The following is a 17,192-nucleotide window of genomic DNA, read 5'->3' on the forward strand; positions in this document are numbered from 1 at the left end:
CGTCTGCTGCGTCAGTGGCGCAAGGCCGTGACGAAGTCGATGGACTGGGTCGACGACGACGTCAAGTAGCCGCACAGCATGAAGGCGGGGCCGGAGATGTTCTCTCCGGCCCCGCCTTCATGCGTGTGCAGGATCAGCCCGTGCCGAACAGCTTCTGAAACTCGGCGAGATCTGCTTCGGTGGGCGCCTTCTGCTCGCCGAGGCCGAATCCGCTGCCGGAAGGGGCTGCCGGACCCGCTGCGAGCCCGGCGTTCTCGGCGGCGCGCTTGGCGGGGTTTCCGGCTCGCGAGACGTTCTTGTTCTGGCCCCCCTTCGTGCCTCGCTTCGAGGAGGCCCCGGGGCGTCCCATCCCTGGCATCGCCCCCATGCCAGGGATGTTCGGCGTGCCACCGCGGGCGACGGTCTTCATCATCTTCGCGGCCTGGTCGAAGCGCTGCACGAGCTGATTCACATCCGTGACCGTCATGCCCGACCCCTTGGCGATACGCAGACGCCGTGAGCCGTTGAGCACCTTCGGGTTCCTGCGCTCACCGGGAGTCATCGAGCGGATGATCGCCTCCGTGCGATCGATCTCCTTCTCGTCGAAGTCGTCGAGCTGCTGCTTCATCTGCCCCATGCCGGGAAGCATCCCGAGCATCTTCTTCATCGAGCCCATCTTCCGCATCTGCTGAAGCTGCTCAAGGAAATCTTCCAGGGTGAACTGATCGCTGGCGAACTTCTCAGCGACCTTCTTGGCCTCTTCTTCATCGAAGGCCTGCTGTGCCTGTTCGATGAGCGTGAGGATGTCACCGAGGTCGAGAATGCGGCTCGCCATTCGGTCGGGATAGAACGGCTCGAGGTCGTCGAGACCCTCACCTGTGGAGGCGAAGATGATCGGGCGGCCAGTGACGGAGGCGACCGACAGCGCCGCACCACCGCGAGCGTCACCGTCGAGCTTCGACAGCACGACGCCGGTGAAGTCGACACCCTGTTGGAAGGCGGTCGCCGTGTTCACAGCATCCTGACCGATCATCGCGTCGATGACGAACAGCACCTCGTCTGGCTGCACTGCCGAGCGAATATCGGATGCCTGCTTCATGAGTTCAGCGTCGACACCGAGACGACCCGCGGTATCGATGATGACGACGTCGTGCTGGTGCCGACGCGCGTGTTCGACACCGTCGCGTGAAACCTTCACAGGGTCGCCGATCCCGTTGCCCGGCTCGGGCGCGAAGACCGTGGCGCCAGCCTGCTCGGCGACGACCTGCAGCTGGTTCACGGCGTTGGGGCGCTGCAGGTCGGCCGCGACTAGCAACGGCGTGTGGCCGTCCTTCTCCAGCTGTTTGGCGAGTTTTCCGGCGAACGTCGTCTTACCCGAGCCCTGCAGGCCAGCGAGCATGATGACCGTCGGCGGAGTCTTGGCGAACTCCAGCCGGCGCTGCTCCCCGCCCAGGATGCCCACGAGTTCCTCGTTCACGATCTGCACGACCTGCTGCGCGGGGTTCAGCGCCTTGTTGACCTCGTCTCCGAGCGCGCGCTCGCGCACCTTCGCCGTAAAGTCTTTGACGACCGCCAGCGCGACGTCGGCGTCGAGCAGAGCACGACGAATCTCGCGTACGGTGCCGTCGACGTCAGCCGCGCTGAGCTTTCCCTTCGTACGAAGATTGCGGAAAGTCTCGGTGAGCCGGTCAGAGAGCGTGCCAAAAGTTGCCATGGTGGTTTAGATTCTACGCGAGCGTGACAGCGGGGGTCAGCGCGGGCGGGCGCCCTCGTCAGCGCGAGCGCAGCGTCAGGGTCTCCACGGCAGATCATAGACGCCGTTCAGCGCTCCGCCGAACAGCTCCACCGGTGCGCCGCTGCCGGCGCCACGCTCGGCCCACACACGCAGTGCAGACAGCAGGCTGGCCGCGTAGGCGGCGCCGAGGATGTCAGCTTTGATCGTGTCGACTCCGCTGCGACGAGCAACATCGGCCACGCCGGCCGCGAGGCGCGCGTGCCGCAGACCCGTGTCGCGCACGAGCTCGTCCTCCAGTCCCATCGCGTCTGCGTTGCGCAGGGCGAGAGCGAGCGGATCGGGTGCGAAGTCGATGACGACACGCTCAAGAAGCTCACGCACCTCTTCTCCCCCGGCGTCGGTGTCCAGTGCGGCAAGCGCATCGAGAGCATCGTCGATGCGTGTATCCAGCCCCGACCACAGCACATCGCTCTTGGAGGTGAAGTAGTTGAAGAAGCTGGAGCGACTCACTCCGGCGCGCTGGGTGATGTCGATGATCGATGTGGCCTCGTAGCCGCGCTCGAGAAAGAGCTCGCATGCAGCCTCTGAGAGTGTCTCGCGCGATGAGACGCGCGGGCGACCGGCACGAGCTTGCTTCGTCATCTTCTCACCGTACCGTGAGTTTGCCTGACGACATGGAGGCTTTGTTAGACTGCATCCAATAATCAGAAAGGATGCGCATGCTCGACATTCTGGCTCCACGACTGGCGCCGAACTACGTCCCCTATCCGGACGGGTGGGAGCTGCAGCGCAGCGTCCACGCCGACATCATCGACGGCAGGCGATCCGACACGTTGATCCTGCTCGAGCACGAGCCTGTGTATACCGCTGGCAAACGCACCGAAGCACACGAGCGCCCGCAGGACGGCACGCCGGTGATCGATGTCGACCGCGGCGGCAAGATCACCTGGCATGGCCCCGGCCAGCTCGTCGGGTACCCGATCGTCCGGTTGCCCGAGCCGATGGACGTCGTGGCGCACGTTCGCCGCCTCGAGCGCGTTCTGATCGACGTTCTGCGTCCCCTCGGCGTCGACGGCTACCAGGTTGATGGTCGAAGCGGCGTCTGGGTTCGCCGGCCGCTGTCGGAAGACAAAGTGGCCGCGATCGGTGTGCGCGTGCAGCGCGGCGTCACGATGCACGGCTTCGCCATCAACTGCGACAACTCCCTGGCTGCTTTCCGCGGGATCATTCCCTGCGGGATCACGGATGCCGGTGTCACCACCGTCAGTGAGGTCACCGGCTCCGAGATCTCACCCGCCGACATCGTCGACGGCGTCATCGAGGCATTCGCCGCAGAGTACGCCGAGTCGCTTCCCGCTGAGGCTGTCGCATGAGCGCCGCACCAGAAGGTCGCAAACTCCTGCGCCTGGAAGTGCGCAACGCTGAGACCCCCATCGAGCGCAAGCCCGAGTGGATCAAGACGAAGGCGAAGATGGGGCCCGAGTACAGCGCCCTGCACTCGCTCGTAAAGGACGAGGGGCTGCACACAGTGTGCCAAGAGGCCGGGTGCCCGAACATCTTCGAGTGCTGGGAAGACCGCGAGGCGACATTCCTCATCGGCGGTTCGCAGTGCACACGTCGCTGCGACTTCTGCCAGATCGACACGGGCAAGCCCGCTGAATACGACACCGACGAGCCTCGTCGCGTCGCCGAGAGCGTCACGCGCATGGGACTTCGCTACGCCACCGTGACCAGTGTGGCCCGCGACGACCTCCCCGACACGGGCGCGTGGCTGAACGCCGAGACTGTGCGGCGCATCCACGCTGAGAATCCGAACACCGGAGTCGAGCTGCTGGCCAACGAGCACAACGGCGATCCGCAGTTCTTGGGAGAGATCTTCGACGCCCGACCCGAGGTATTCGCGCACAACGTCGAGACCGTGCCGCGCATCTTCAAGCGCATCCGACCCGCGTTCCAGTACGAACGGTCATTGAATGTGATCACGCAGGGTCACAATGCCGGTCTCATCACGAAGTCGAACCTCATTCTCGGTATGGGTGAGGAGCCGGAAGAGGTGGTGCAGGCGCTGAACGACCTGCACGAGGCAGGATGCGACATCATCACGATCACGCAGTATCTGCGACCGACGCCGCGGCACCTGCCGGTGGCGCGCTGGGTGAAGCCAGCGGAGTTCGTCGAGTTCAAGGAGGAGGCCGAGCGCATCGGGTTCCTCGGTGTGCTCGCCGGTCCTCTCGTGCGCTCGTCCTATCGTGCGGGGCGCCTCTGGGCGCAGTCGATGAAGTCGAAGGGGCGGGAGATTCCGGAGCACCTCTCGCACATCGCCGAATCGGCCGACCTGGGCTTCGCGCAGGCTGTCTGAGGTGCGCCCAGCTCCCGAGATCAGGACGAATCACCGAAAACAGGAGCAGCTGTCCGAATCGTCCTGATCTCGGGCAGGTGTCCTGATCTGGGGCGGATCAGTCCGCGCTCATCACCGACTGAACAGCGCCGTCGGATGCCAGATTCACCAGCAGCACCTCATCGGCCTCATCGGCATCGAGCGCGTATTCGAGCACGGCGAACGGCTCTGAGCCGCCGTGCTCGTCGGCCAGGATCGTCATGCTCACGAGCCGGAGCGCCCGGATGATGTCGACCGCGACATCGCCGCTGACATCGACCAGAACATCGGGGAGGTCGTCACCGTATGCTTCCTGTTGCTGCAGAACGTACTCGGTGACCTCGCTCGTGCGATCGTCGATCTCGGCAAGCATGGAGCGCCGCGCCGTGGCATCCACGTCTTCCAGCCCGGAGATCAACGCGGCGGCGATATCGAGGGCATCCGGCGACACATCGTCCTGATCGGGGGCGGTGAGGTCAACGGTCACCGCCTGATCGCCGAGATCGACTGTCTCAGACCAGAAGATCGACCCGTCTGGCCCTGTCGCGAGGAGCCCAAAGTAGTCGTGTTCGATCGCCATAACGCTATGAAACCAGTCCAATCACTGCCCGACAAGAGATGCGACGAAGACATGCGGGGTGAATCCGGTCAGGTCGTCGATTCCCTCGCCCTGGCCGAGGAGTTTGACCGGGATGCCGGTGCGCTCCTGGACTGCGAGCACGAAGCCGCCCTTGGCCGAGCCGTCGAGCTTGGTCAGTACAAGACCGGTGACCCCGGCATGCTGGAGAAAAGCCTCGGCCTGCATGACGCCGTTCTGCCCGGTCGTGGCATCCAACACGAGCAGCACTTCGCTGATCGGTGCCTGTTTCTCGATCACCCGGCGAATCTTCGATAGCTCGTCCATGAGCCCGCCCTTGGTGTGCAGGCGCCCGGCTGTATCGATGATGGCGATCTCGATTCCCTCGCGCTGCGCGAACTCGATGGTCTGATACGCAACGGAGGCGGGATCCTGCCCTTCCTGCTGCGGGCGGATGATGGCTGCTCCCCCGCGCTGGGCCCAGGTGGCGAGCTGGTCGACGGCGGCGGCACGGAAGGTGTCGGCCGCACCGACGACGACGCTGCGCTGGTAGCCGCGCAGAAACTTGGTGAACTTGCCGATGGTCGTGGTCTTTCCGACGCCGTTGACGCCGACGACGAGGACCACGGCCGGGCGCTCGGTGAGCTTCAGCGTCGTGTCGAACTTCGCGAAGTGCTCCTCCAGCGTCTCGCGCAGCATCCGCTGCAGATCTTTCGGATCCGTCGTGCGATAGCGTTCGACCTTCTCGCGCAGCTCTTCCACGATGCGCTCAGAGATGTCGGGTCCGAAGTCGGCTGTCAGCAGCGCGGTCTCCAGATCGTCCCACGTCGTCTCATCGATCGTGGGCTTGACGAACATGCCGCGCAGCGCGCGGCCCAGGGACCAAGATTTCTCCGCCATGCCTCCAGCCTACGACCCGAGTCGTCCACGGTTCGCCGGACGCATCGTGCCGATCATGGTTCCAGCCGGCTGCCGGGCCTGGCGGATACGGGAGCTACGCTGACGCGCGGTCGCCCACCCGCTGACCGACCACGGCCGAGACGCCGTCTTGGCGCATCGACACGCCATACAGAGCGTCCGCGATTTCCATCGTGCGCTTCTGATGCGTGATGACCAGCAGTTGCGAGCTCTCCCGGAGCTGTTCGAACACCGTCAGCAGACGGCCGAGGTTCGCGTCGTCGAGGGCCGCCTCGACCTCGTCGAGAATGTAGAACGGGCTCGGTCGCGCTTTGAAGATCGCCACAAGGAGCGCCACGGCGGCGAGGGATCGCTCGCCGCCGGAGAGCAGCGAGAGACGCTCGATCTTCTTGCCGACAGGTCGAACGGCCACCTCGATGCCGGTCGTGAGCAGGTCATCGGGGTTGGTGAGGGAGATGCTCCCCGATCCGCCGGGGAACAGCAGCGGGAAGACCTCACCAAAGGCCTGCTTGGTGTCATCGAAGGCACTCGCGAAGATCGTCTGCATCCGCTCATCGAGGTCGCTGATGATCGTGAGCAGATCTTCCCTCGTCTGCGTGAGATCGGCGAGTTGTTCGGTGAGGAACGCGTGGCGTTGCTCGAGCGCTTCGAATTCCTCCAGAGCGAGCGGATTCACCCGGCCCAGCTGTGTGAGCTTACGTGAGGCCTCGGCCAGGCGGCGCTCTTGCACTCGGCGGTCATACGGCACCGCAGACGGATCAATGCCGCCAACGGCATCGGCATCCTCCTCTGCGAGCGGATCGCGGGGAACAAGCTGATCAGGACCATATTCCGCGACGAGAATATCTTCTTCCAGGGCAAGTTCGGATGCGACGCGCTCTAGCAGACTCGTCAGATGCAGCTTCTTCTCGTGAATCTGCAGCTCCAGCCCGTGCACGCTCTCGGTGAGTCCGGCGAGCCGCTCGCGCAGCGACGATTCCTGCGCGCGAAGTGCGGTGAGTTCTTCGTTCTGCGCCGAACGCGCGCTCTCGGCCTCGCTCAAGCTCATGCGCGCCTCGGTCACGGACTTGTCCAGCGAATCGAGGATGCGGGGAAGCTCCTGCGCGACACCGGCCGCTGCTTCTCGCTGCTCGCGCCGGATCACCGCACGCCTGGCCGCCTCAGCCGCTGCATCGCGCTCGTGCACGCGCTGACGCTCCAGACCGGCGACCCGCGCCTGAGCGGAACGCACCCGTTCACGCAGCGTCTCGATCTCGAGCCGGGCGCGCACCTCGCTCTCGCGCGCAGCCTCGAGCGCTTGGAGCAGGCCGTCGCGCGCAGAAGCGTCGAGCACGGGCCGGGGCTCGGCTTCAGCTTTTTCCAGCTGGTTTCTGGCGGCAGCCTCGGCGGCTTCGGCGTCGGCGACGGCGGCCTGCGCCTGAGCGAGGCCGGCTTCGACACGCTCGCACTCGGCGACGGCGGATTCATGGCGCACCGTGACGCGATTGACCTGTTCGGCGTGCGTGGCCAGCGCCGCGTCGTGCTCACGCAGTGCCTGCAGCGCCTCGCGCGCTTGACGACGTGTCGTCTCCACCCGCTCGGATGCCTCTTCACGCGCTTCCCGCAGCGAGTCGACGACGACTCGCACCTCGGCGAGTCGGTCAGCGGCGGCATCGCGTTCTGCGGTGAGTTCCAGTCGCGAGCGCTCACCCCCCGACCCCGTCCGCAGGGTCTGCGCTGTCACGACGTCACCGCCGGTTGTAACGATGGTGATCCCGGTGTCGTGCAGCGCGTCCAGGGCTCGACGCGCCTGACGGGCCGCGTCGAGATCGTCAGCGATCAACACATGTGCGAGCACACCGAGAAGACCCACCGGCGCCGTGACGACGGACGTCGCCGGGGTGACGCCAGCGACCTCTGGCAGCTCGACGGCCGCGCGCACGGCATCCGCCACGACGAAGTCGACGATCCCCCGCTGCTGCTTCGTCACTTCGAATGCCAGCTCGAACGCCGCATCCGCATCGTCGACGAGCACGCCCTCGGCGAGCGGCCCGAGCACGGCGGCGACGGCTGCTTCGAAACCAGCGGTGACCTGGACCGCGTCGCCGACGAGCCCGCGCACGCCCGATGCGCCGGATGCCACCACCTCGGCCGCGCCGCCCGACAACGACAGGGCGCTGCTGAGCGCTGATGCTTTCGCGGTCAGCGATTCGGCTTCACGCTCTGCCTCGTGCAGGCGCTCACGCAGACCATCGCGTTCGCTCTCGGCCGTGGTCGCCGCGCTCTGGGCCTGCTCGTAGGCAGCGGCGTGCTCAGCCGCGCTTGACTCGGGTGCCTGGGCGTCGTCGATCTGCTCCAACGCCTCGGCCGCCTCGCGTCGACGCTCGTTGGCTGCTTCCAGTGCCGCAGCCTGGCGCTGCACGGCGCCGCGCACGGCTGCCAGAGCGGATGCCGCAGCCTCTGCTGTGCCGCGCAGCGACGTCAGCCGCATGTCGTGTTCCGAGACGAGTGCGCTCTGCTCAGCGATATCGACGTCGAGGGTGTCGAGTTCGGCGCGGGCGTTGACGACCTCGCGGCTCGCGGCGGTTGCGGCGTCCTGTGCATCGCCGAGTCCTCCGGCGAGCTCGGTGACCTCATCGGCGGCCTCGTCGATGGTGGCCTGCGTCACCGTCACGGTCGCGACGGCGGCATCGTCCTCTTCAGAACCGAGCAGCGCGAGGCGCTGGTTCGCGAGAGTGAACAGCGATCGCATCCGCTCCTGCACCTGCTCGAGCCCGAACAGCACGCGACGCGCCTCGTCGACGGCGGCGGAGTTCTGCTCGGCCTCGAGCCGGGCGATGCTCGCGCGCACCGTCTCGGACTGGTCGGTGAGCACCAGGCGCTCGGTGTGGCGCTCCTGCTCGGTGCGGGTGTGATCGGCCAGTGCCGTACGCAACGCCACCACGTCATCGGCGAAGATCCGCGCCTTCGCGTCGCGGACGACCGCCGCGATGGTTTGCGCTTCGCGCGCGATCTCGGCCTGACGCCCCAACGGCTTCAGCTGGCGCCGTATCTCACCGGTAAGGTCGCTGAGACGCGTGAGGTTGGCTTCCATCGCGTCGAGTTTTCGGAGGGTCTTCTCTTTGCGACGGCGATGCTTGAGGATCCCGGCGGCCTCTTCGATGAATCCGCGACGGTCTTCCGGTGATGCCTGCAGCACGGTGTCGAGGCGCCCCTGTCCCACGATCACGTGCATCTCACGCCCGAGGCCCGAGTCGCTCAGCAGCTCTTGCACATCGAGCAACCGACAACTGGCTCCGTTGATCGCGTACTCGCTCGACCCGTTGCGGAACAGCGTCCGGCTGATGGTCACCTCGGCGAACTCGATCGGCAGCGCCCCATCGCTGTTGTCGATCGTCAGCTGCACCTCAGCACGTCCGAGCGGACCACGCGTGGACGTACCGGCGAAGATGACATCTTCCATCTTGCCGCCGCGTAGGGTCTTCGCCCCCTGCTCGCCCATGACCCAGGCGAGCGCATCGACGACGTTCGACTTGCCAGAACCGTTCGGGCCGACGATGCACGTGACACCGGGCTCGAAGACGAAACTCGTCGGCTGCGCAAACGATTTGAAGCCCTTGAGCGTCAGGCTCTTCAGATGCATGCGCGCACCAGTCGGCTGGGAGGAATCACGCCCATACGCTACCGGAATCACGCGCATTCGCCGGCATCCCGCGCGGCGACGACCGCGATCGATCTGCACCACGACACGCCGAGGATCACCTCGGTTCTTGACGCAGGCCCATCTCGCGCACTACGTTTACAAACCGGATAGCTCACGAAAGGAGGACGCCATGATTAACATTCACACCGCAACCGCTGCAGGCTTCGATACTGCGCGCGCTGCGATTCTGGCTGCCTCAACTTTCGGCATCCGACGTAGCGCGCTCGCATAGAACCGCAGCCCGAGATCACCGCCTCTGCTGGCTGATCTCCGCCCGTTCCCGCCGCTCTCGCATCGGTCGATCTCGTCGACCCTCTGCATCACGATGTCTCGATCTCCAGAGACCTCTCGCCCCGGTTCCCGCCGTCTTGCGGGCGCCGCATGAACGCCCCTCCAGCACTCGACAGAAACGAGCACTCTCGTGAGTACCGACCTGCTGCTTCGCAGCACACTTCACCCACCGTGTCCCGAGACCCAGGAAGTCCTCGAGGTCACGGTACCGACCAACCGCCGTGAGCTCTCGCTCACCGACCGTCTCTCGCTGCGCATCGGCCTGTGGCTGCTCGTGCGCGCCGAGCGCTCACGGCGCAAAGCCGCACGCACCATCAGCCATGAGCAGATGCTGCTGCTGCGAGAGAACCAACGCACCATGGAGCGCGAAGCGCTCACGATGCTCACCTATGGACTGCAGCGCTTCGGCCGCTGAGATTTGGAGAGCTCCTGTGAGCATTCGTCTCACCGACACGGCGACCCTGCATCCGCTCGTGCTTCCGGCACGGGCGGATGCGGTGCCCACAGCGACGATCCGCGCCTATGCGGATGTGCGCAACCGATCCGTTCGTGATGTGACCGGCCGCAGCGAAGAAGATCTGAGCGCCGAGGCTCTGCTGCCTCTGCTGCGTTCGAGCCCTGAGCTCACCCGCACCCAGTGGTATGTGATGGTCGCGGACGAGATGGTCGGTGTCGCGGTGCTGAACATCATGGCCGACTCCAGCGGCACGACGGCGACGACGGTGATCAGCCTGCTCCGCTCCGTCTGGGGCCGCGGCATCGGATCAGCGGTGCTCGAACACATTGAGCACGCCGCCCGGGACGCCGGCGTCACGCGCCTTCTGGTGTGGGTGGAGCATCCGGCATCCGACGACGCGTCGCTCCCCTCGCCCACCGGGTTCGGCGAGATCCCGCGTGATCATCATGCGCGGTTCCTGCTCCGCTACGGATTCACGCTCGAGCAGGTCGAACGCGTGAGCATGTTCACCTGGTCAGATGCCGTGACCGCGAGCCTGCTCGAGGCGCATGACCGAGCAGCCGCGGCTGCCACCGGTTATCGCGTCGTGCAATGGACGCTGCCGACACCGACCGAGCACGTCCCCGGATACGCCTGGATGAAGGAGCACATGTCCACCGACGTCCCCGGCGCCGGCCTCGGCATGCCCACCGAGAAATGGGACGCCGAGCGGATCGCGCGACACGACGAGCGCTATGCGCAGCGCGGCATCGCGGTTCTCGTCACCGCTGCTCAGCGCATCGAAACGGGTGAGCTCTGCGCATACAACGAGCTCGCCATCGGCAGTGACCCGACGTCGGTGTCGCATCAGGAAGACACCCTCGTGCTGGCGTCCCATCGCGGACATCGACTGGGATTGCTCGTCAAGACCGCCGGCCTGTTGTCGTGGCGAGAACACCACCCCGACTCCCCCGGAGTCATCACCTACAACGCCGAAGAGAACCGCCCGATGCTCGACATCAACGAGGCCATCGGGTTCGCGCCCATCTCCTACGAGGGCGCCTGGAAGAAGGATCTGACATGAGCATGCTCACCGACGAGCTGACGATCACCGAGATGGTGATTCCTGCATCCACGGATGCCCCGGATGCTGCAGAGTTCCTGGCGATGGCCCATCTCGCCAACGAGATCTGTGTCGTCGATGCCGGAACGGATGACCTGTACGAGCAGCCGGAGGAGATGCTGCCGCGCTGGCTCGAAACCACCGATCACACCTACCGGGGCTACATCGCCCGCCGTGGAGACGCCATCGTCGGCGCGGCGTATCTGATGACCGCGAACGAGCCGGGCAGCACCACGGCGGAATCCGATGTGCTCGTCGTGCCTCCGCACCGGTCATCCGGTGTCGCGCAGGCGCTCCTGACCCGTGTCGAGCACGAAGCACGACTGCTCGGACGCACCCTGTTGCAGGTGTGGTCCCTGCACACGGCCGAGATCGCAGATCGGATGCTGACGCCCGCGACCGGCCACGGCGCAGTGCCCGCCACGGAACTGAGTGACCTGTTCACGAAGAACGGCTTCGAGATGAAGCAGGTCGAGCGCACGAGCACGCTCGCATTGGACGACCATCTCTCCCTCGCCGAGCGGATGCTGGCTGAGGCCGTGGCGTTCGCGGGTGATGACTACCGTGTCACCGCGTGGACCCTGCCGACGCCCGAGCACCTGCGCGAAGGCTACGGCTATGTCATGTCACGGATGGCGACGGACGTGCCCAGCGGTGAACTCGTCTTCGAGGAGGAGAAGTGGGATGCCGCACGCGTGGTCCGGCATGACAAAGCCATCGCAGATTCCGGTCAGCTCATGTCCGTGGCCGCCGTCGAGCACGTGCCCTCCGGGCGGATCGTGCCGTTCAACGAGCTCGTCATCGGTCCGGATCGCTCGGGCGTGACGCACCAGTATGGCACCCTCGTCGTGAAAGAGCACCGCGGAAAGCGCCTCGGCACCATCGTGAAGTGCGCCAACCTGCTGCGTTGGCGGGAGCTGGTGCCGGACTCGCCGAAGATCAGCACGTTCAACGCCGAGGAGAACCGTCCGATGCTCGACATCAACGAGGCGATCGGGTTCGCTCCGTCGTCGTACGCCGCCGGCTGGCAGAAGAAGCTCGACTGACCTTCCACCCGCCGGCCGGAGATCATCCCTGCGGTGTATCTTCGGCCGGCGGTTTGCATCGCCCGACGGACGACGCCGGCGGCCCGGCCGACGAGGCTGGAAGCATGAACGCACCCGTTATTCACGCCCAATCTCTGACCAAGGCTTTCGGCACGACCACCGCGCTCGCCGGAGTCGACCTCGCCGTTCAGCGTGGCGAGTCCGTCGCGATCATGGGCGCCTCCGGATCAGGGAAGACGACGCTCCTGCACGTGCTCGCCGGCATCACGACGCCGGATTCGGGCCGCGTCGCCTTCTCTCCGGCATCCGCACCCGCAACGGAGATCACCGCGCTCAGCGAGAGCGCGCGATCACGGCTGCGACGCGAAGCGTTCGGCTTCGTGTTCCAACAGGGTCTGCTCATCCCCGAGCTCACGGCCATCGAGAACGTGGCCTTGGCGCTCATGATCAACGGCACGCCGCGGAAGACATCGGTCGAGCACGCAGCGGGCTGGTTGGCCGCCCTGGGCCTCGCCGGCATGGAGGACCGCCGTATCGGCGAGCTCTCCGGCGGTCAGGCGCAACGCGTCGCGATCGCCCGTGCACAGGTGACCGGTGCCGAGGTCGTCTTCGCCGACGAGCCCACCGGTGCGCTGGATTCGCATACCTCCACCGAAGTGATGGACGCCCTGCTGTGGTCGAGCACAGGCCAGGGTCGCACGCTCCTGGTCGTCACGCACGACGCCGATGTCGCGGCTCGTTGCTCGCGCACGGTGCACGTGCGCGACGGACATGTCGTCGATGCGGAGGTCGCAGCATGAACGCGCGCGTCCTCGCCGTGCTCATGCGCCCCGCTCCCGGCCAGCTCGGCGTCGTGGCGCTGCCCGCCATCGCCTTTGCGCTCGTGACGACACTCGTGCTCACAGTCGGCGGCGGAGCGCAGGCGTTCTGGAGCTGGACCGATCCCGACGCCGTCCTCTACCAGGCTCTGGCCGCGATCGCCGTCGTCCTTCTGCTGGTTCCGCTGGCCACTCTGGGAGGCGCGGCCGCGAGACTGTCGGCACGTCGCCGCGACGAGCGGCTGTCGACGCTGCGTCTGCTCGGCGTCTCACCGGCCGGCGTCGTCACCGCGACGGTGGTGGAATCGACCCTGGTGGCGGCCGTGGGCGCGCTCGTCGGGGTACTCGGACACTTCGCCGTGGCTCCGCTGATCGCGCTCATCCCCTTCCGCGGCGAACCGCTCGGCATCGCCGCGGTCGTGCTGCCGCCGCTGAGCATTCTGGTCGCGGTCGTCGCGGTCGTGCTGCTCGCGGGGCTCAGCGCCGCCATCGGGTTGCGCCAGGTCGTGATCTCACCTCTCGGGGTGCGCACGCGAGCGAATGCCCCGCGGATGCATTGGATCCGCGCCGTGCTGGCTGTCGCCATCATCGTCGTCGCGTTCGGGATCGTGAATGTCTTTCCCGGAACCACAGGGATCGTGATCACGATCGCCGTGCTCGCCGCGCTGTTCGCCGGTGTGCTCGCCGTGCTGAACCTCATCGGCCCGTGGGCGCTCAGCATACATGCGAAGCGCGGGTTGCGCCGTGCCGAGAACCCGCAGCGCCTTCTTGCGGCGCGTCTCGTCTTGGATTCGCCGAAGGCGGCATGGCGTCAGATCAGCGGTATCGCCATGGCGAGCTTCATGGCCGTGTTCGCGGGAACCGGCGTCGCACTGGTCGACACCATGAGCGCATCGGCTGCTCCGGCAGATGTGACGCTGGCCGCTGACATCCGCACGGGTCTGATCATCACGCTCATCGGATCGTTCCTTATGGTCGCGGTCTCCGTCGGTGTGAATCAGGCATCCGCCCTGCTCGACCAACGCGAACTACATCGCAGTCTGCACTTTCTCGGTGTGCCGATGCAGACGGTCGATGCCGCCCGGACTCGCTCGGTCATGTCGCCGCTGCTGCTGACAGCCATCGGTTCGGCGCTGTGCGCGGCGGTGCTGGTGTTCCCCCTCATGGGGATCGCGCTGATCGTGGCGCCCCTTTCGCTGCTGACGATCGCCATCGTCATCTCCGCCGGAATCGCACTGGTGTGGGGCGGCGTGCGTGTCACGCGTCCGCTGCTGGGCCGTGCGTTTCAGCCGGCGTGACGGGTAATGGCCTCAGCGGCGTCGCTGGCTTCAGCGACGCGGCTGGCAGCGCGGGCAGAAGTGCGACGAGCGGTTCATGAACGCGTCACGGCGGATCGGGTTGCCGTAGCGCGGGCAGGGCTGATCACCCCGACCGTACGCGTTGAGCGAGTGCGCAAAATAACCTCCCTATCCTCGTCTTTGACATTGATGTGTCGATAGGTCCTATCGCCGTGTTATTCGACTGACTTGATAGAAGTTGGTAAGACACGTTGAGTAACTCCGAGAGCTGGATCTAACCGACGTCCGGGCCTGATCTAGCCGTTGGCGGGACCCGCTCAGGCGGCTTTCTGGTCAGCGCCGAGTGGCTGCACCGAGCAGTGCTGGATGAAGTTGGCGATGCCGGCACCGAGGGCCAACGCTGCGAGTACCGCGCAGACGACGTGCATCCAATGGACGTAGGCATCCCGTGCGGTTCCGAGTAGCTGCGGCGCGTCGGCGACGGGGTCGACGGCCGCGACGATGCCTTCCTGCGCGTCGCCGGGGTCGGCGACCATCCGATCGAGCGAGATGTGATGGGCCACCGTGTCGATCGCACGCATCGTGGCGATGCCGGGCGCGTACCCGAGTTCTGACCTGGTATCGCCGACCGCAGGATGCCCAACTGACTACGCAGAGACCGGCCTCCACTACCTCGACGAGGTTGGTGGAGAACGCCTCCAACCCGATGGAGAGCAGCAGCTACCGCTCGACTCGCGGCGATGATGAGAGCGGAGCGGCGGACGACACGAGAGAATTGATGCGTGTCCGTAGAACTCTTTGCTGTCAACGCCGTCAGCGATCACATCGCCGCGTGCCCACGACTGACTCCTGACATCAAATCGGGCGACACGACGCCGATCACCGACGGGCACATCGATTTCTACAGCTCCGACAAGAAGGACAACAAAAGCCATGCCGGCCGCGTCCCCGTGCAAGTCAAGGGGCGCGTAACCGCCGCGAAGGGCAAGGCTTCCCGGGACACGCAGTCGTTCCAGATCGAACGAGAAGTACTTCAGTTCTTTCGCAACCATGGCGGTGGGCTTTACTTCTATGTACCGATGCGCGAAGGCGGCATTGAACGCGAAGTTTTCTTCGTCAACCTCATCCCATTCAAGATCGATCGACTCATGAACGGCAAGCCAGCTAAGCAGAGGTCTTTCTCGGTGAAGATGACCCGACTTCCTGAGGACTCCTCCAAGATCGAGGGAATCGTCCGACTTGCCTGGAATGCACGTACACAGGTCTCCGTGGCTGGCGGGAACGGTGACCTTCTTAATCAGGCCGAGAGCATCACGGTGCATTCGCTCGCAGGCTTCGATGAGAGCCGGCCGACACGCCTTGCCCTCGCAGATTCGGACTTCGTCGTCATCGCACATTTACCGGGAGGCCTCGACATTGCTATTGATATCGACCTCGACGTGCTCCCGCAAGAGTACGTCGAGCGACCAATCGCAGTTCCGATCACGTGCGGGGGTATCGAGTTCAGCAACGGGACGGGTCGCCGGCTCGACGACGAGACGCTCCTGGTCCAGCTTTCTCCTGCCCTGCAGTTGCGACTCAAAATTGCCAACGGGACAATCAGCACTAACCTCGATCTGAGCCGCGAAGGGACCTTTCAAGAACAAGCGAAGAACTTTGACTTCGTAATCGCTGCTGCTTCCGGGAGTCCGCTGCTGATCGGCGACGGCGTGAACAAGCCGCATGCGGGTGACCCGCGTCTCGAGTCTGAGCTCAGAATCATTCGAGACGAGCTTTCTCGATTTATCGAGCTGTTCGATGAGCTTGGAATCGACGACGCGCTCACGTCACAGTTGCAGCTCGACGACGAGACGAGGAAGATGCTCGGGGCACTGCGCGAAGGTCTCGTCGACGACCAGCAGGTGCGCGGAACCTCAGATGGTACGGGAAGATACGATATCCCGCTCGGTGAAGGCAAAATCATGGTGATCGTGATGCCCGCCGAGGATGAGGGATTCCGTCGGATCATCGATCCGTTCGACCCATCGAAACGGAACCGCTTCCGGATGTATCGACTCAACGAGGACGGCTCCGCAGAGCCGATCGAGTGGGGTACTGTGTACGACTCTCTGACGCCAGAGGATATGTCCACGATCCTGAATCTCAGGCTACGTCACATAGTCACGGCGTACGAGGAACTTGAAGACCGAGAATCGTCGGCAGCTAAAGCAAACTACGCGGTTCTGCGACTTATATCCGCGGCCGACCTCGCCACCGACGAGAACCACGGGGCAGCCCTCCTCCAAGGAGCCGCCGACCTGTGCGGATGGCTGCTGCAGGAGGACCCTGACTCACTCGTGCACCGCGTCAATAGGTGGCAGATCCTGTATCGGCGACACGAACTCAGCGTTGAAGAGCGGCGCGACATTCGCGCCGCTCGGCGAGGAATGAATCGCGACGACACGCAGGCCGACCTACTCGAGGTCTGCATGCTTGTGCTCCTCGAGGACAACGATGAACTTCAGCTCGCTCTCGCGGACTTGACGGATGATGACGTCGAGAAGCTCCACAGCTGGCCGATCTGGGCTCTGGCTCGCGCCGATAGAACCTCAACTCCAGAGATCACGGTGTAGCCCCCGGGGCTCTCCATAGCGCTCACGCTGACTTTTCGGACAGCATTTGCTCGAGCGGTTTATGAACGGGGCGCGCCGGATCGGAAGACCACATCTATCGCAACCTGCGCTGGTAGGACTGTGTGAATGTAGATATCTGCTGAAACAACACCAATACATCAGTAACCTACATTCGCTCTCCTTAGTACGTGCACGTCGACGGTGGCGGTTTCGGGCGAATCGCGTCCTACTGATCGCCGACGAGGAGCTGGCGGGATTCAAGTACAGTCGCACGGGCCTTCTCCGGGTGCATGTGATCAC

At 65.1% G+C, this 17,192-nt stretch carries 14 protein-coding genes and 1 pseudogene; 8 read left to right on the top strand and 7 right to left on the bottom strand.

Annotation, left to right across the window (positions count from 1 at the left end):
* Window positions 1-133 precede the first annotated feature (133 nt).
* Together ffh and Q1J95_RS07975 are read right to left on the bottom strand one after the other, a co-directional pair.
* The gene (gene ffh, locus Q1J95_RS07970; RefSeq protein ID WP_300266918.1) at window positions 134-1,693 is read right to left on the bottom strand and encodes a signal recognition particle protein; all 1,560 of its coding nucleotides are present in this window, start codon (window positions 1,691-1,693) and stop codon (window positions 134-136) included.
* Window positions 1,694-1,768: 75 nt separating this feature from the next.
* Window positions 1,769-2,356, bottom strand: coding sequence for a TetR/AcrR family transcriptional regulator (locus Q1J95_RS07975; protein ID WP_300266919.1), 588 nt, complete (start codon window positions 2,354-2,356; stop codon window positions 1,769-1,771).
* 77 nt (window positions 2,357-2,433) lie between these two features.
* Between Q1J95_RS07975 and lipB the strand changes: the two genes are divergently transcribed.
* Window positions 2,434-3,087, top strand: a complete 654-nt coding sequence (gene lipB, locus Q1J95_RS07980) for a lipoyl(octanoyl) transferase LipB (RefSeq protein ID WP_300266920.1) — start codon at window positions 2,434-2,436, stop codon at window positions 3,085-3,087.
* Window positions 3,084-4,073: a lipoyl synthase gene (lipA, locus tag Q1J95_RS07985; RefSeq protein WP_300266922.1), complete on the top strand. Its 990-nt coding sequence runs from the start codon at window positions 3,084-3,086 to the stop codon at window positions 4,071-4,073. The genes lipB and lipA overlap by 4 nt, the downstream gene beginning before the upstream one ends.
* A gap of 97 nt (window positions 4,074-4,170) precedes the next feature.
* Here lipA and Q1J95_RS07990 read toward each other — a convergent pair whose 3' ends face one another.
* From Q1J95_RS07990 to smc, 3 genes are all read right to left on the bottom strand, one after another.
* Window positions 4,171-4,671: a DUF2004 domain-containing protein gene (locus Q1J95_RS07990; RefSeq protein WP_300266923.1), complete on the bottom strand. Its 501-nt coding sequence runs from the start codon at window positions 4,669-4,671 to the stop codon at window positions 4,171-4,173.
* A 21-nt stretch (window positions 4,672-4,692) separates the two neighbouring features.
* Complete coding sequence (gene ftsY, locus Q1J95_RS07995) at window positions 4,693-5,568, bottom strand: signal recognition particle-docking protein FtsY (RefSeq protein WP_300266924.1); 876 nt, start codon at window positions 5,566-5,568, stop codon at window positions 4,693-4,695.
* Between the two features lie 94 nt (window positions 5,569-5,662).
* Entirely contained in the window at window positions 5,663-9,208 is a 3,546-nt protein-coding gene (gene smc, locus Q1J95_RS08000) for a chromosome segregation protein SMC (protein WP_300266925.1), read from the bottom strand.
* Between the two features lie 481 nt (window positions 9,209-9,689).
* Here smc and Q1J95_RS08005 point away from each other — a divergent pair, with 481 nt between their 5' ends.
* The 5 genes from Q1J95_RS08005 (at window position 9,690) to Q1J95_RS08025 (ending at window position 14,280) form a co-directional block, all read left to right on the top strand.
* Window positions 9,690-9,974 (top strand): hypothetical protein, encoded by a 285-nt coding sequence (locus Q1J95_RS08005; protein WP_300266926.1) that lies wholly within the window; start codon window positions 9,690-9,692, stop codon window positions 9,972-9,974.
* 16 nt (window positions 9,975-9,990) lie between these two features.
* Window positions 9,991-11,079 carry a GNAT family N-acetyltransferase gene (locus tag Q1J95_RS08010; RefSeq protein WP_300266927.1) on the top strand — a complete coding sequence of 363 codons (1,089 nt, stop codon included), beginning with the start codon at window positions 9,991-9,993 and terminating at the stop codon, window positions 11,077-11,079.
* Window positions 11,076-12,164 (top strand): GNAT family N-acetyltransferase, encoded by a 1,089-nt coding sequence (locus tag Q1J95_RS08015; protein ID WP_300266928.1) that lies wholly within the window; start codon window positions 11,076-11,078, stop codon window positions 12,162-12,164. Before Q1J95_RS08010 ends, Q1J95_RS08015 begins: the two co-directional genes overlap by 4 nt.
* Before the next feature lie 104 nt (window positions 12,165-12,268).
* The gene (locus Q1J95_RS08020; RefSeq protein ID WP_300266929.1) at window positions 12,269-12,964 is read left to right on the top strand and encodes an ABC transporter ATP-binding protein; all 696 of its coding nucleotides are present in this window, start codon (window positions 12,269-12,271) and stop codon (window positions 12,962-12,964) included.
* Window positions 12,961-14,280: an FtsX-like permease family protein gene (locus tag Q1J95_RS08025; protein ID WP_300266930.1), complete on the top strand. Its 1,320-nt coding sequence runs from the start codon at window positions 12,961-12,963 to the stop codon at window positions 14,278-14,280. Before Q1J95_RS08020 ends, Q1J95_RS08025 begins: the two co-directional genes overlap by 4 nt.
* A 30-nt stretch (window positions 14,281-14,310) precedes the next feature.
* On the opposite strand, the pseudogene Q1J95_RS08030 reads toward Q1J95_RS08025, so the two are convergent.
* Window positions 14,311-14,445: pseudogene (locus Q1J95_RS08030) on the bottom strand (zinc finger domain-containing protein); the annotation flags it as partial.
* 152 nt (window positions 14,446-14,597) lie between these two features.
* Window positions 14,598-14,861, bottom strand: coding sequence for a hypothetical protein (locus Q1J95_RS08035; protein ID WP_300266931.1), 264 nt, complete (start codon window positions 14,859-14,861; stop codon window positions 14,598-14,600).
* A gap of 201 nt (window positions 14,862-15,062) precedes the next feature.
* Between Q1J95_RS08035 and Q1J95_RS08040 the strand changes: the two genes are divergently transcribed.
* Window positions 15,063-16,892, top strand: coding sequence for a hypothetical protein (locus tag Q1J95_RS08040; RefSeq protein WP_300266932.1), 1,830 nt, complete (start codon window positions 15,063-15,065; stop codon window positions 16,890-16,892).
* Window positions 16,893-17,192 lie beyond the last annotated feature (300 nt).

It is taken from the genome of Microbacterium sp., from assembly GCF_029263575.1.
Taxonomy (GTDB): domain Bacteria; phylum Actinomycetota; class Actinomycetes; order Actinomycetales; family Microbacteriaceae; genus Microbacterium.

Excerpts from the sequence above, each read along its gene's own strand:
- ffh (WP_300266918.1), bottom strand. The coding sequence starts at position 1,693 with ATGGCAACTTTTGGCACGCTCTCTGACCGGCTCACCGAGACTTTCCGC.
- Q1J95_RS08015 (WP_300266928.1), top strand. The coding sequence starts at position 11,076 with ATGAGCATGCTCACCGACGAGCTGACGATCACCGAGATGGTGATTCCT.
- Q1J95_RS08025 (WP_300266930.1), top strand. The coding sequence starts at position 12,961 with ATGAACGCGCGCGTCCTCGCCGTGCTCATGCGCCCCGCTCCCGGCCAG.
- ftsY (WP_300266924.1), bottom strand. The coding sequence starts at position 5,568 with ATGGCGGAGAAATCTTGGTCCCTGGGCCGCGCGCTGCGCGGCATGTTC.
- lipA (WP_300266922.1), top strand. The coding sequence starts at position 3,084 with ATGAGCGCCGCACCAGAAGGTCGCAAACTCCTGCGCCTGGAAGTGCGC.
- Q1J95_RS08035 (WP_300266931.1), bottom strand. The coding sequence starts at position 14,861 with ATGCGTGCGATCGACACGGTGGCCCATCACATCTCGCTCGATCGGATG.
- smc (WP_300266925.1), bottom strand. The coding sequence starts at position 9,208 with ATGCATCTGAAGAGCCTGACGCTCAAGGGCTTCAAATCGTTTGCGCAG.
- lipB (WP_300266920.1), top strand. The coding sequence starts at position 2,434 with ATGCTCGACATTCTGGCTCCACGACTGGCGCCGAACTACGTCCCCTAT.
- Q1J95_RS07975 (WP_300266919.1), bottom strand. The coding sequence starts at position 2,356 with ATGACGAAGCAAGCTCGTGCCGGTCGCCCGCGCGTCTCATCGCGCGAG.
- Q1J95_RS08020 (WP_300266929.1), top strand. The coding sequence starts at position 12,269 with ATGAACGCACCCGTTATTCACGCCCAATCTCTGACCAAGGCTTTCGGC.
- Q1J95_RS07990 (WP_300266923.1), bottom strand. The coding sequence starts at position 4,671 with ATGGCGATCGAACACGACTACTTTGGGCTCCTCGCGACAGGGCCAGAC.